We start from the raw sequence: 383 nt of genomic DNA on the forward strand, positions 1-383 counted from the left end.
TCCTGAATTTTCATTTTTTGCAGGGACTGTAAATCGGATTGTGCTAAATTAAACTGACGCAGTCGCGCATACAACGATGCCCGCTGGCACAGTAATTCCGGATCTGGATTGCTGTTGTCTATACGCTGGTTTAAGGAATTTAAATCTCTGGTCAGCTTATCGCTGATTCTTTGTTTGTAGGGGGCGTCCAATAACAGGGCCAAGGAATTGTCTTTGATGTCAGTTTTCCGTATTTTTAAGGTGTTGTCGATGACCTGCGAGATTTTTCTGGCATAGGCCATAAAATCCGCCACCTGCATAGGGGGAATCTGTTCGCTTAATATGCCTAGTCCCAGGCGTGCAGTGAGATCTTTGCCTTTAAAGCTGATGTTTTCAGTCAGGGT

General features: G+C 44.6%; 1 protein-coding gene. It reads right to left on the bottom strand.

All coding sequences use genetic code 11. The features are described 5' to 3' along the window. A partial coding sequence (locus KDM89_RS20240) for a hypothetical protein (RefSeq protein ID WP_212689666.1) occupies nucleotides 1–383 on the bottom strand: 383 nt, incomplete at both ends.

This window comes from Cognatundibacterium luofuense (assembly GCF_018139685.1).
Lineage (GTDB): Bacteria > Pseudomonadota > Gammaproteobacteria > Burkholderiales > Burkholderiaceae_D > Undibacterium > Undibacterium luofuense.